General features: G+C 63.7%; 11 protein-coding genes. 4 read left to right on the top strand and 7 right to left on the bottom strand.

Annotated elements, in window-relative coordinates; genetic code table 11:
• Positions 1 to 290: 290 nt before the first annotated feature.
• The 3 genes from AC5P67_RS04835 to AC5P67_RS04825 all read right to left on the bottom strand — a co-directional run bounded on the left by AC5P67_RS04835 (position 291) and on the right by AC5P67_RS04825 (position 6,282).
• Positions 291 to 3,113: a TonB-dependent receptor domain-containing protein gene (locus AC5P67_RS04835; protein ID WP_005410502.1), complete on the bottom strand. Its 2,823-nt coding sequence runs from the start codon at positions 3,111 to 3,113 to the stop codon at positions 291 to 293.
• Between the two features lie 112 nt (positions 3,114 to 3,225).
• The gene (locus AC5P67_RS04830) at positions 3,226 to 3,369 is read right to left on the bottom strand and encodes a hypothetical protein (protein ID WP_162792550.1); all 144 of its coding nucleotides are present in this window, start codon (positions 3,367 to 3,369) and stop codon (positions 3,226 to 3,228) included.
• A 105-nt stretch (positions 3,370 to 3,474) separates the two neighbouring features.
• The gene (locus AC5P67_RS04825; RefSeq protein WP_005410501.1) at positions 3,475 to 6,282 is read right to left on the bottom strand and encodes a TonB-dependent receptor plug domain-containing protein; all 2,808 of its coding nucleotides are present in this window, start codon (positions 6,280 to 6,282) and stop codon (positions 3,475 to 3,477) included.
• 213 nt (positions 6,283 to 6,495) lie between these two features.
• On the opposite strand from AC5P67_RS04825, the gene apbC reads away from it, so the two are divergent.
• Positions 6,496 to 7,350 carry an iron-sulfur cluster carrier protein ApbC gene (gene apbC / locus AC5P67_RS04820; protein ID WP_005414099.1) on the top strand — a complete coding sequence of 285 codons (855 nt, stop codon included), beginning with the start codon at positions 6,496 to 6,498 and terminating at the stop codon, positions 7,348 to 7,350.
• 78 nt (positions 7,351 to 7,428) lie between these two features.
• The gene (dcd, locus tag AC5P67_RS04815; protein ID WP_005410499.1) at positions 7,429 to 8,001 is read left to right on the top strand and encodes a dCTP deaminase; all 573 of its coding nucleotides are present in this window, start codon (positions 7,429 to 7,431) and stop codon (positions 7,999 to 8,001) included.
• Positions 8,002 to 8,107: 106 nt separating this feature from the next.
• Here the strand turns inward: dcd and AC5P67_RS04810 are convergent, their stop codons facing one another.
• From AC5P67_RS04810 to AC5P67_RS04800, 3 genes are read right to left on the bottom strand one after another with little or no spacing between them, the layout of a single operon-like run.
• Positions 8,108 to 8,275 carry a LiaI-LiaF-like domain-containing protein gene (locus tag AC5P67_RS04810; protein ID WP_005410498.1) on the bottom strand — a complete coding sequence of 56 codons (168 nt, stop codon included), beginning with the start codon at positions 8,273 to 8,275 and terminating at the stop codon, positions 8,108 to 8,110.
• Between the two features lie 15 nt (positions 8,276 to 8,290).
• On the bottom strand, positions 8,291 to 8,713 hold the full coding sequence (locus AC5P67_RS04805) for an HIT domain-containing protein (protein ID WP_005410497.1): 423 nt from the start codon (positions 8,711 to 8,713) through the stop codon (positions 8,291 to 8,293).
• Positions 8,710 to 9,381: a dienelactone hydrolase family protein gene (locus AC5P67_RS04800; protein ID WP_012480901.1), complete on the bottom strand. Its 672-nt coding sequence runs from the start codon at positions 9,379 to 9,381 to the stop codon at positions 8,710 to 8,712. The genes AC5P67_RS04805 and AC5P67_RS04800 overlap by 4 nt, the downstream gene beginning before the upstream one ends.
• Before the next feature lie 204 nt (positions 9,382 to 9,585).
• Here AC5P67_RS04800 and rimO point away from each other — a divergent pair, with 204 nt between their 5' ends.
• Together rimO and AC5P67_RS04790 are read left to right on the top strand one after the other, a co-directional pair.
• Positions 9,586 to 10,947 (top strand): 30S ribosomal protein S12 methylthiotransferase RimO, encoded by a 1,362-nt coding sequence (gene rimO, locus AC5P67_RS04795; RefSeq protein ID WP_012480900.1) that lies wholly within the window; start codon positions 9,586 to 9,588, stop codon positions 10,945 to 10,947.
• A complete protein-coding gene (locus AC5P67_RS04790; RefSeq protein WP_012480899.1) occupies positions 10,944 to 11,780 on the top strand; it encodes a DUF3025 domain-containing protein in 837 nt (278 codons plus the stop codon). Before rimO ends, AC5P67_RS04790 begins: the two co-directional genes overlap by 4 nt.
• A gap of 157 nt (positions 11,781 to 11,937) precedes the next feature.
• Here the strand turns inward: AC5P67_RS04790 and greB are convergent, their stop codons facing one another.
• Positions 11,938 to 12,444 carry a transcription elongation factor GreB gene (gene greB / locus AC5P67_RS04785; RefSeq protein WP_012480898.1) on the bottom strand — a complete coding sequence of 169 codons (507 nt, stop codon included), beginning with the start codon at positions 12,442 to 12,444 and terminating at the stop codon, positions 11,938 to 11,940.
• Between the last annotated feature and the right edge of the window lies 1 nt (position 12,445).

The raw sequence follows: 12,445 nt of genomic DNA, 5'->3' as shown, positions 1-12,445 counted from the left end.
TGAAATTTTTTAGGTGACAAGACTTGGAAAAACTCCGGGTTGGTAAAAAAACGCAATATTGAAGCTAAGTTCTGCGAAAATACATCTAAAATCATTGTCATGTGATGGGTGGCGCGATCGCTGCATGAGGTGGAATTGTCATATTTTTCTGACATTCATGAATCCAGCCGCGAACGATCAAGGATGGTCACCGACGCGCAGCATCCGGAGAGAAGCGGTGGAAGACCCACGCAGGCAAAAAAAAGCCCCGCCGGAGCGGGGCCTCTGCTTCCATGTGCGTTTGGCTGTGCTTACTTCCTGCCGAAGTCGTACTGGGCCTGGACGTAGATAGCGCGCCCGTAGGCGTTGTAGAGCGAGTTGTTGTACGGCACGTCGATGTTGCCCGCGTAGGAGTGCTGCTGGTTGTCCGGCACCTTGTTGAACAGGTTGTTGACCATCAGCGAGAACGTCAGGTTGTCCATCGCGCGGTAGTTCACGCTCAGGTTGTACGTCGTGTAAGAGCCCCACTTGCCAGCCTTGTAGCCGGACGTCGGATCGACATAGTCATAGCCACGGCCCAGGTACGACAGGTAGTTCGGCGTGCGGCCGATGTAATTGAAGTACAGCGTGGTGGTGAACTTGTCGATCGCCCAGCCGATCGAGCCGTCAGCCCGGACCTTGGCGTAGGAGTCGTACACCCACATTGCGTACGGGTTGCCCAGCAGATCCAGGAACGGGTCGTTGAGCTGCGGCTGCAGTTCACGCTTGAGCATGTTGGTGTAGTTGCTGGAGAACTGCAGCGAACCGAAGCGACCGATGTCCTGCACGTACTTGAAGCTGGCAGTGACCGCCTCGAGGTTCTGCCGTGCCACGTTCAGCTTCGGCGTGTAGATCTCCTCCAGCGCGCCGGTGGCATCACGGGTGACCCAGTTGGCCACTTCCTCGCAGGTGGCGCCAGCGGTGTTGGTCAGGCCGTTGCGGCAGTAGTACTCGGCGAGCAGCAACTGGTCGGAGCTGAGGGTGTTGACCTCGTTCTTGATCTTCCAGTTGTAGTAGTCCAGGGACACCGACAGGTTGTTGATCGGCGCCCACACCAGGCCCGCGTTCCACACATCGGCGGTAATCGGCTTCAGCTCCGGATTGCCCGACTGGGTGCCGAACACCGACACGCTGCCGTAGCGGCAGTCGACCGTGTTGGACGGATCGAACCCGAGCTGGCCACAGCGGTAGTAATCCTTGGACCCATTGGCGTAGTAGCCGCTCTTGCCCTGGAAGGCATCGGGCAGGGACGGGGCGCGGAACGCGGTGCCGTACTTGCCGCGGACCAGCAGGCTTTCGAAGGGGCGGAACTCGAGGCCGATGCTGTAGGTGGGCTTGTCTACGGTATGGCCGGCGATCTTGAAGTTGTCGTAGCGGCCGGAAGCGGTGACCGTCAGCATGTCATGCAACGGCAGACGCAGTTCGCTGGTGACAGCGTAGTTGCTGCGATGGCCGTTGCCCGCCACCGAGGTGGTACCGAACACTGTGCCGTCGGTCAGGCGCACGTCCGGCGTGTAGTTCCACCCTTCGCTGCCGCCTTCAACCACGGCGGCAAAGCCGGCGTCGCCACCGGGCAGCTTGAACAGCGAGCTGTTGGTGATCTGCGCGCGGGTCTGGGTCTGCCAGGTGCGGCTGCGGCTGGTGGTGAAGCCGGTGAAGCTCTGGAAGGCCCCTTGCGGCAGCTGGGAATAGAAAGCACCCCAGTTCGGGTTGTAGATGTTGTAGCCGTCGTCGGTCTGGCCCAGCACCGGTCCCAGCACGTTGTCGGCGAACCAGTTGTTGATCGGGTCGTTCCAGCGTGCATAGCCACGCTCGTTGAGCTTGTACTCGCCGCGGGTGACGCTGGCCTCGTAGTCCCAGTTGCTGCCGATCGCGCCGCGTGCACCGAGCGTGACCTGATAGGACTTGCTGCGGTCGGTATTCATGATGTCGCGGTAGCCAATGCCGCCGATGTCTTCGGGTGCGAACACGCGTTGCAGCCCCAGATAGCGACCACTGGACTGATCGAAGAACGGACCCATGCTGATGTCCGTGCCCCAGTAGTTGTAGCCGGCACCGGTGTTGTACTTGACGGTTTCGTAGCTGTAGAGGACATCGCCGAACAGCTGCAGGTTGTCATTCACATCGTAGGTCAGCGACGAATAGAACTGGCTGCTTTCCTTGCTGTTCTTGATCGTCTTGTAACCCGCACCGAACGCGGAGCCGCAGGATTGTCCAGCGCGGCGCGTACCGAGGATGGTGGTGCCGCCGAACTGGCCGGAAACGCCGGCGCAGTTGTTCGGATCCATCATCAGGAAATCATTGGTATCCGCGTCGAAGACCAGGAAGTCGTTCGAGGGCAGCTGGCGCGTGTAGCCATGCGGATTGTTCTGCTTGGTGATGTCGCGCTGGTAACCCCAGATCGGGTTGGTCTTTTCATACTGCACATTGACCAGGGCGCGGAAGCGATCGTCCTTGCTGTTGAAGCCGTTGGCGCCGCTCACGCGGAAGCTGGCGCCACCGCCATCGGAATAGGCGCCGCCGCGCACGTTCAGCGTGCCGCCGTCCATGCGTTCCTTGAGGATGATGTTGACCACGCCGGCGATCGCGTCCGAACCGTACAGGGATGACTGGCCACCCGGCAGCACCTCGATGCGGTCGACGATGTCGATGGGGATGCCGCTGATGTTGTTGAACGCGTCGCTGCCGTTGTACAGCGCCGGATACGAGAGCATCGGGCGGCCGTTGATCAGGTACTTGGTGTAGCCCGGGTTCAAGCCGAACATGCCAGCCGCTTCAGCACCCTGGGTGAAGGATGCCGAGGTCTGGCCGCCTTGCAGGCCGCCGGTGGTCAACGAGGACTGCTGCAACACTTCGGCAACGCTGGAGAAACCGCGCGCCTGAATCGCCTCGGCGCTGATGGTCAGCACCGGCGTCTGGTTTTCGATCTGCGTCTGCGGGATCAGCGAGCCGGTGACCGTGACCCGGTCGAGGTTGGTCGCGGCCTTGCTGCTGTCCTGGGCGAGTACGGTGGCGCTGCTGCCGGCCAGCAACAAGCCGCAGGCGACGGCGTGGGTGAGCGGGTGGTGCGAGAATGCGAAGCGACGACGAGACATGCGATTACTCCGTGTGATCGTGATGACGCGTGTATCCCTTTCCTGGGATTTCGATTCTGTTCAGCTGCCTTGCCTATGCGGTTTGGCGGCGTGGAGTCAACGTAACACACGCTTAACGTGCCTTGCGCAGTTCTGTAACGGTCGGTGACGGACGGTTGCGCGCTTCGTAAAAAGCCCCTTCTCCACAGGCATTTCTGCCGTTTTCCGGATTATCGGAAAGCAGTGAAAATGAATATTTGATAAATTCAACTGACATTAATAATCGATACGTCGCGGGCTTTCCCCATGCCGCATAGAAGGAAAAAAAAGGCCCCGCCGAAGCGGGGCCTGGTCCAGACACGAAGTCCGGGAAACGACGGGATCAGAAGTTGTACTTGACCTGGGCCGAGATCTGGCGGCCGTAGACGCTGTAGAAGCCGTCATTGAACGGGGTCGATTCGTTGCCCGGGTAGTTGTAGCGCTGGCCTTCCGGCAGCTTGTTGAACACGTTGTTGACCATCAGCGACAGGACCAGATCGTCCTGTGCCTGGTAGTTCATGCTCAGGTTGTACGTGGTGTACGAACCCCACTTGCCGGCCTTGGCACCGGAAGAGTGGACATAGCCGTAGCTGCGGCCGGTGTAGGCCAGGTAGTTCGGGGTGCTGCCGACGTAGTTGGCGTACACGGTGGTGGTGAACTTGGCGATGTTCCAGGCCACCGACAGATCGCCACGGACCTTGGCGAAGTTGTCGTAGTACCACATGTTGTACGGATCGCTCAGCAGGTCGAGCTTGGCGGCGCCCGGCATCGGCTGCACTTCACGCTTCAGCATGTTCGTGTAGTTGCCGGAGAACATCAGCGAGCCGAAGCGACCGATATCCTGCTGGTACTTGGCCGCCACCGTCACCGCTTCCAGGTTCTGGCTGGCGACGTTGAGCTTCGGCGTGTACACCCGGGTCAGGTTGCCGCCGGCATCGCGCGACACCCAGTCGGTGACGTTCTGGCAGCTGGCCGAGGTGTTGTTCGGCAGCCCGTTGTGGCACTGGTACTCGGCCAGCAGCAGCTGGTCGGTGCTGAGGGTCTTGACCTCGTTCTTGATCTTCCAGTTGTAGTAGTCGGCCGACAGCGAGAAGTTGCTCACCGGGGCCCACACCACGCCTGCGCTCCACACGTCGGCGGTGATCGGCTTCAGGTCCGGATTGCCGGACTTTTCGCTGTACACCGAGGTGTTCTTGTAGAACGAGCAGGCCTCGTCACGCAGGCCGTAGCCCAGCTGGCTGCAGCGGTAGTAGTCATTCTGGCCGGACGAGTACGAGCCGCTCATGCCCTGGAAGGCATCGGACAGGGTCGGTGCACGGAAGGCGGTGCCGTACTTGCCGCGCAGCAGCAGGCTCTCGATCGGACGGAATTCCAGGCCGATGCTGTAAGTGGCCTTGTCGACGGTCTTGTCGGCGATCTTGAAAGCGTCATAACGGCCCGAGGCGCTGACGGTCAGCTTCTCCAGCAGCGGCATGCGCAGTTCGCTGGTGACCGCGTAGTTGCTGCGGTGGCCGGCGCCCGCGACGGCGGTGGTGCCCCACACGTTGCCGTCGACGAAGGCCTGGTCCGGCGAGTAGTCCCAACCTTCGCTGCCACCTTCCAGCACGACGGCCAGGCCGGCGTCACCGCCCGGCAGGCTGAACAGCGAGCCGTTGGTCACCTGCACGCGACCCAGGTTCTGCCAGGTCTTGCTGCGGTGGGTGCCGTAGCCGGTGAAGCTGGCGAACTGGTCCGGGGTGATCGGCGAGTAGAAGGCAGCGTAGTTCGGGTTGTAGATGCCGAACGTGGCGGTCGGGTCCTTCGGGTCGGTGTAGGTGCCCAGGCGCGGGCCCAGCACGGTCTGGCCGAAGAAGTCCTCGATCTTGTCCTTCCAGCGCACGAAGCGGTTCTGGTCCAGGCGGTACTCGCCACGGGTGAAGCTGGCGCTGTAATCCCAGTCGCCGACCATGCCCTTGCCGCCCAAGGTGACCTGGTAGGCGCGGCTCTCATCGGAGTTCAGGATGTTGTTGTAGTCGCCCGCGCCGATCTCCTCCGGCGCGAAGGCGCGCTGCAGGTTCACGACCTTGCCTGCGCCCTGGTCGTAGAAGCCACCCATGACCGACTTCGTGCCCCACCACAGGGCGCTGGAGCCGGAGGTGAACTCGGTCTTTTCCTTGCTGTACAGCACGTCGGCGAACAGCTGGAAGTTGTCGTTCACGTCGAAGGTCATCGACGAGTAGAACTGGCCGCTGTTCTTGCCGTTCTTCAGGGTCTTGTAGCCGGCGCTGTACACCGAACCGCAGGACTCGCCCGACGCGCGCTTGCCGACGACGGTGGTGCCGTCGTACAGGCCTGCCACGTTGGCGCAGCGACTCGGGTCCATCATCAGCAGCTTGTTGTCTGCATTGGTGATGACGGCGAAGTCGTTCGACGGCACCTGCGCGGTGTAGCCGACCGGGTTGTTCTGCTTGGTGATGTCACGCTGGTAGCCCCAGATCGGGCTGCCGTTCTCGATCTGCACGTTGACCAGCGCGTGGAAGCGGTCGTCGAACGCGTTGAAGCCCTTGGCTGCGCTGAAGCGGATATTGCTGCCGCCGCCTTCGGTGTAGGTGCCGCCACGGACGGTCATCGTACCGCCGTCCATGCGCTCCTTCAGGATGATGTTGACCACACCGGCGATCGCGTCCGAGCCGTACAGCGAGGACTGGCCACCGGGCAGCACTTCGATGCGCTCGACGATGTCGATCGGAATGCCGCTGATGTTGTTGAAGGTGTCGCTACCGTTGTACAGCGCCGGATACGAGAGCATCGGGCGGCCGTTGATCAGGTACTTGGTGTAACCCGGGTTCAGGCCGAACATGCCGGCTGCTTCAGCGCCCTGGGTGAACGAACCCGAGGTCTGGCCACCCTGCAGGCCGCCGGTGGTCAGCGAGGACTGCTGCAGCACTTCAGCAACGCTGCTGAAGCCGCGGGTCTGGATGTCTTCGGCGGTGATGGACATCACCGGGGTCTGGGTTTCAACCTGGGTCTGCGGGATCAGCGAACCGGTGACGGTGATCTTGTCCAGGTTGGTCGCCTTGTCCTGGGCCATTGCCGGGGCGGCGGCCATCAGGGCGGAAATCAGGGCGACGGCGAGCGTGTTGCGACGTGCGGTGTTGCTTGCGTATTTCATGTAGTTCCAATAGAGAGCAAAAACAAAAATCGGCACTGCGCATGCGCCATCGTGCGCGCTGGAAACCAGCTCCGCAGCCCAAAACAGTGCTTCAGGAACGTAACATGAACTTAACAATCTGTGCACGAATCTGTAGCAATCCTGAATTTCAGTCAGGCTACGTCCAGCTTGTATGATGTTGGGTTATTCCCCCTGATACAGCTGGTGCCCGTTGTGAACAGTTCCCCCCGCCGCCCCCATGCCAGCCAGGTCCAGAAGGGACTGACGCCACATGCCCGCATCCGCAATGTCATCGCGGTCGGCTCCGGCAAGGGCGGCGTGGGCAAGTCGACCACCGCGGTCAATCTGGCCGTGGCGCTGCAGCAGCTGGGCGCACGTGTCGGCGTGCTGGACGCGGACATCTACGGCCCCAGCGTGCCCGCCATGCTGGGCTTGTCCGGGCGGCCGGAAAGTCCCGACAACAAGAGCATCGAGCCCCTGCGCGCGTTCGGCGTGGACACGATGTCGATCGGTTACCTGATCGAAGAGGACACGCCGATGATCTGGCGCGGTCCGATGGCCACCTCGGCAATGACCCAGCTGTTCAACGACACGCTGTGGGATGACCTGGATTTCCTGCTGATCGACCTGCCGCCGGGCACCGGCGACATCCAGCTGACTCTGACCCAGAAGATCCCGCTGGCCGGTGCGGTGATCGTCACCACGCCGCAGGACATCGCCACGCTGGATGCGAAGAAGGCGCTGAAGATGTTCGAGAAGGTCGAGGTGCCGGTGCTGGGCATTGTCGAGAACATGGCCGTGCACACCTGCAGCAACTGCGGGCATGTCGAGCATCTGTTCGGCGAGGGCGGTGGCGAGCGCATGGCCGCGCAGTACGGCGTGCCGCTGCTGGGATCGCTGCCGCTGCAGATCGGCATCCGCGAGCAGGGCGATAGCGGTACCCCGATCACCGTGGCGCAGCCCGATTCGGTGCCGGCGCAGGCCTACCGCCATGCCGCGCAGCGCCTGATCGAGGAAGTGGGCAAGCGCCCGCGGGCGTCGATTCCGATCCTGTCGTCGCTGCTGTAAGCACCTCGGCCGGTGCCGTCGGCGATGCCCGGCCCCCTGCTAGAATCCTCGCGCCCCTCGTATCCCCCAGGACAAAGCATGAGCATCAAGAGTGACCGTTGGATCCGCCGCATGTCCGAGCAGCACGGCATGATCGAGCCGTTCGAGGCCGGGCAGGTCAAGCAGGCCAACGGCGAGCGCATCGTCAGCTACGGCACGTCCAGCTATGGCTACGACGTGCGCTGCTCGCGCGAGTTCAAGGTGTTCACCAACATCAACTCGACCATCGTCGATCCCAAGCATTTCGACTCGGGCAGCTTCGTCGACATCACCGCCGACGAGTGCATCATTCCGCCGAACAGCTTCGCGCTGGCGCGTACCGTCGAGTACTTCCGCATCCCCCGCGACACCCTGGTGGTGTGCCTGGGCAAGAGCACCTATGCGCGCTGCGGCATCATCGTCAACGTGACGCCGCTGGAGCCGGAATGGGAAGGCCACGTCACCCTGGAATTCAGCAACACCACGCCGCTGCCGGCGCGCATCTACGCCAACGAAGGCGTTGCACAGATGCTGTTCTTCCAGGCCGCGGCCGATGACATCTGCGAGACGTCGTACCGCGATCGTGGCGGCAAGTACCAGGGCCAGACCGGTGTGACCCTGCCGCGGACCTGAAGATTGCAGGCGGTTTGTGGAGCCGAGCCATGCTCGGCTTCAAGGCGGGGCAGCCGAGCATGGCTCGGCTCTGCATGAACGAGGGCGGCGCAATGCGCCGCCTTCGTTATTTTCCGCGCCCGAACAGCATCGCGATCCCGACACCCACCAGCGCCACCGGCCACCAGGTCAGCAGCAGCTTGGACAGGTTCAGGTGCGTCCAGCCGAGGTTGCTGGCGAGCATGAACAGGCCGATCAGGATCAGCAGGATGGCGGCAACGAGGTTGAATCGCATCGGGTCGGCGAAGGCTCAGGTGTGGGCCGGATATCCTAGCCGTTCCTTCCAGTAGGCGACATGCTGGTCCAGTGCGGCCGCTTCGTAGCGGTGCGCGGGACCGCTGCCCCAGACCGGGCCCGGCCAGGCCGGATCACCGTCATGGCGGCCGATCACGTGGAAGTGCAGCTGGCGCACGATGTTGCCCAACGCGCCGATGTTGATCTTCTCCACCCCGTCGGCGCCCTTCAGGGCCTTGCAGGCGCGGTTGAGCTCGGTGCGCAGCTTGTCCTGCTGCTCGCCGTCCAGCTCGATCCACTCGGTGACCCCGGCCAGGCGCGGTACCAGTACCAGCCACGGGAATCGTTCGTCGTTCATCAGCCGCACTTGCGACAACGGTCCTTCGGCCACCAGCACGCTATCGGTGGCCAGGCGTGAATCGAGTTCGAATTCGCTCATCCAAGATGCTCCGAGAAGAAGTCCAGGGTGCGTTGCAGCGCCAGGGCGGCGCTGTCTGGATCATACGCATGTCCGACCTCCCGGTTGAAGGCGTGGTCGGCCGGATAGACGAAGGTGGCCATCTGCGGCAGCTTCTCGCGATGGGCCTGGACCGCTTCCGGCGGGATGCTGCGGTCCTGGGCGCCGAAGTGGAAGATCACCGGCGCCTTCGGCGTCTCATCGAGGAACTGGACGTTGCGCGCGCCGTAGTAGCTGACGGAGGGCAGGCCCAGGCGCACTGCGGACAGCATCGCTACCGTACCGCCCCAGCAGTAGCCGACGGTGCCGACCTTGCCGTAGGGGGCAAGCCGGGTGGCTGCCGCGCGGACCACTTCCAGCGCCTTCTCCATGCCCAGCGCGCTGACCCGTTCCAGGCCCTGCTTCACGCCGTCGGCGTCGTAGGGCAGGGCGTCCGGGTCGGCATCGGGGCCATCGACCAGGTCGAAGAACGACGGTGCCAGCACCGCATAGCCCTCGGCGGCGAAGCGCTCGGCCACGCCGCGGATGTGCGGGTTGGCGCCGAAGATTTCCTGCACCACCACCAGCCCGCCTCGCGCGGTGCCCTCGGGGAGTGCCTGCCAGGCCCGGACGGGGCCGTGGTGCGTATCCAGGGTGATCCACTCGGCCATCTTCATCTACTCTCGTTGCAGGGACAGGACTGCATTGTCGGTGCTGCGAGGGTTAGCGCGGTGTCAGCGGCTGTGCGCGATCGGGCGGCTGGCCGTTCAGAGCCCGGCCGCCAACCCCGGTATACTGGCGCCCTTTCAGGCCCCGGCCCCCAGGAACCCCTGCCATGCCGGCAGGGGCCCAGGCCCCCAGAGTCCCGCGATTCCATGTCCCAGCTGAACCCCAAAGTCGGCTTCGTCAGCCTTGGCTGCCCGAAGGCCCTTGTCGATTCCGAGCGCATCCTTACCCAGCTCCGCTCGGAGGGCTACGACATCGTCCCGTCCTACGATTCGGCCGACGTGGTGGTGGTCAACACCTGCGGCTTCATCGATTCGGCGGTGACCGAGTCGCTGGACGCGATTGGCGAGGCGATGAACCAGAACGGCAAGGTCATCGTCACCGGCTGCCTGGGCAAGCGCCCGGAGCAGATCCGCGAGGCCTACCCGAACGTGCTGGCGGTGTCCGGCCCGCAGGACTACCAGAGCGTGATGGAAGCGGTGCATGAAGCACTGCCGCCCAAGCACGATCCGTTCGTGGACCTGGTGCCGGACTACGGCATCAAGCTGACCCCGCGCCACTATGCCTACCTGAAGATTTCCGAAGGCTGCAACCACAAGTGCAGCTTCTGCATCATCCCGTCGATGCGCGGCAAGCTGGTTTCGCGCCCGGTCGACGAGGTGCTGCGTGAGGCCGAGCGCCTGGTGCGTGGTGGCGTGCGCGAGCTGCTGGTGGTGTCGCAGGACACCTCGGCCTATGGCGTGGACGTGAAGTACGCCGAGAAGATGTGGCGCAACAAGGCCTACCAGACCCGCCTGAAGGCACTGTGCGAAGGTCTGTCCGAGCTGGATGCGTGGGTGCGCATGCACTACGTCTACCCGTACCCGCACGTGGACGAGGTGGTGCCACTGATGGCCGAGAACCGCATCCTGCCGTACCTGGACATCCCGTTCCAGCACGCCAGCCCGCGCATCCTGCGCCTGATGAAGCGCCCCGGTGCGGTCGAAAAGACCCTGGAGCGCGTGCAGAACTGGCGCCGCATCGCCCCGGACATCACTGTGCGTTCCACCTTCATCGTTGGCTTCCCGGGCGAGACCGAGGCCGAGTTCGAAGAGTTGCTGTCGTTCCTCGACGAAGCGCAGCTGGACCGCGTGGGCGCGTTCGCCTATTCGCCGGTCGAGGGTGCCACCGCCAACGATCTGCCCGATGCGGTGCCGGAAGAAGTGAAGCAGGAGCGCCTGGCCCGTTTCATGGAGAAGCAGGCGCAGATTTCAGCTGCGCGCCTGGAGGCCAAGATCGGCACCGTGCAGCAGTGCCTGGTCGACGCCATCGAAGGCGATATCGCCGTGGCCCGTTCCAAGGCCGATGCGCCGGAGATCGACGGCCTGGTGCACATCCAGAATGCCGACCAGGTGCCGCTGCGCGTGGGTGAGTTCGTCGACGTGGAAATCACCGAGAGCGACGAGCACGACCTGTACGGCGATGCGCTGCCGGCCGCTACCCGCCCGGCATTCGATCTCAAGATGCTGTGACCGCAGCGACGACCGCCGCCGGTGACGGCAGCGGTGTCCGCCGCTTCGTGCCGCCGCCGCGTGCGGCGGTCGATCCGCAGGTGTTCGCGCACCCGGTGTTTGCCGGGTTGCGCGACGTCCATGACCTGCTGGCCAGCCCCGAGTGGCCGTCCATTGCAGCGCTCGAGGCACGCCTCGCGCTGCCCGGCAAGCATCTGGTCGAGCAGGATGCCGCGCTGCTGGCCGACGGCCTGCACTACGAAGCCCGCATCGCACAGGGGCGCATCGCCACCCGCGTCGACAACTGGCATGACCTGTTCAATGCACTGGTGTGGGCCCGTTACCCGCAGCTCAAGCAGGCGCTCAATGTGCAGCAGTGCAGGCATATCGCATCCATGCCGCCGGGCCAGCGCAATCGCGCGCAGGCCGCGCTGACCCAGTTCGACGAAACCGGTGTGATCGTGCGTGTGCGCGATGAGGACGTGTTGGCCGCATGGGACGTGCATGATTGGCCGGCGTTGTTCGAGCCTGCGCGCTGGCAGAGTGGTGACATCGCTATCGCTGCGATATTCGGGCACGCGCTGATGGAGCACGCGCTGCTACCGGGGCGCCTGCTGGTCGGCAAGTGCGTGGTGGTGCACGGCGAAGTCGATGATGCCTGCGTTGACGCAGTGGCTTCGGCCATCGTCGAGGGCAGGGCAGTGACCGATCCCCTGCAGTTGCGTCCGCTGCCGCTGGCGGGAATCCCGGGCTGGCACCAGGGACAGGATGCCGCCTTCTATGCAGATGCCGCGTACTTCCGCCCGCTGCGTGCCGGCCGCCAGTACCCGCCGCCGTTGCACGGGGCTATGTAGAGTCGGCTGTCAGTCGACTGCTCTTCGTTCCGAGGCCGTGAACGCCCGACAGAAGGCTTCGGCGAGTCATCAACCGCGATGAGGAGCACGGTGCGCTTACCGTCCGGCTGCGGAGGTTTGTGCCGCGCTTCGCGCGGTGGTCGACTGACAGTCGACGCTACAGCGGTTCGTATTCCACGCTGATCACCGCGAAGGTGAACTGGCCGCCGGGCAGTTCCACCGAAAATTCATCATCCAGCCGCTTCTTCAGCAGCGCACGCGCCAGGGGGGAATCGATGCTGATCCAACCCAGCCCAGCATCGGTCTCATCCGGCCCGACAATGCGATAGCGGCTGGTCTCACCGCTGTCCACGTTCTCCAGTTCCACCCATGCGCCGAAGAACACCGCCAGCGGATCGGTCGGCGTGGTATCAACCACGCGTAGCGATTCCAACCGCTTGGTCAGGTAGCGCACACGACGGTCGATCTCGCCCAGCTGCTTCTTGCGATAGGTGTACTCGGCGTTTTCCGAACGGTCGCCTTCCGCAGCGGCCGCGGCCAGTGCCTTCACCACCTCGGGGCGGCGCACACGCCATAGGTCATCCAGCTCGGCCTTCAGCCGGGCATGGCCGGAGGCGGTGATCAGGGCGGTACTCTTTTCTGCAGGGGGACGCCAACGCGACATG

It is taken from the genome of Stenotrophomonas sp. YJH_SMC_21, from assembly GCF_059369555.1.
Note: the sequence above shows the minus strand (reverse complement) of the source record. Positions and strands in the feature narration are given on the sequence as shown.

What these genes read in the sequence shown, in the direction of transcription:
- AC5P67_RS04835 (WP_005410502.1), bottom strand. Translation starts at nt 3,113, where the DNA reads ATGTCTCGTCGTCGCTTCGCATTCTCGCACCACCCGCTCACCCACGCC.
- AC5P67_RS04830 (WP_162792550.1), bottom strand. Translation starts at nt 3,369, where the DNA reads ATGTCAGTTGAATTTATCAAATATTCATTTTCACTGCTTTCCGATAAT.
- AC5P67_RS04825 (WP_005410501.1), bottom strand. Translation starts at nt 6,282, where the DNA reads ATGAAATACGCAAGCAACACCGCACGTCGCAACACGCTCGCCGTCGCC.
- dcd (WP_005410499.1), top strand. Translation starts at nt 7,429, where the DNA reads ATGAGCATCAAGAGTGACCGTTGGATCCGCCGCATGTCCGAGCAGCAC.
- AC5P67_RS04810 (WP_005410498.1), bottom strand. Translation starts at nt 8,275, where the DNA reads ATGCGATTCAACCTCGTTGCCGCCATCCTGCTGATCCTGATCGGCCTG.
- AC5P67_RS04805 (WP_005410497.1), bottom strand. Translation starts at nt 8,713, where the DNA reads ATGAGCGAATTCGAACTCGATTCACGCCTGGCCACCGATAGCGTGCTG.
- AC5P67_RS04800 (WP_012480901.1), bottom strand. Translation starts at nt 9,381, where the DNA reads ATGGCCGAGTGGATCACCCTGGATACGCACCACGGCCCCGTCCGGGCC.
- rimO (WP_012480900.1), top strand. Translation starts at nt 9,586, where the DNA reads ATGTCCCAGCTGAACCCCAAAGTCGGCTTCGTCAGCCTTGGCTGCCCG.
- greB (WP_012480898.1), bottom strand. Translation starts at nt 12,444, where the DNA reads ATGTCGCGTTGGCGTCCCCCTGCAGAAAAGAGTACCGCCCTGATCACC.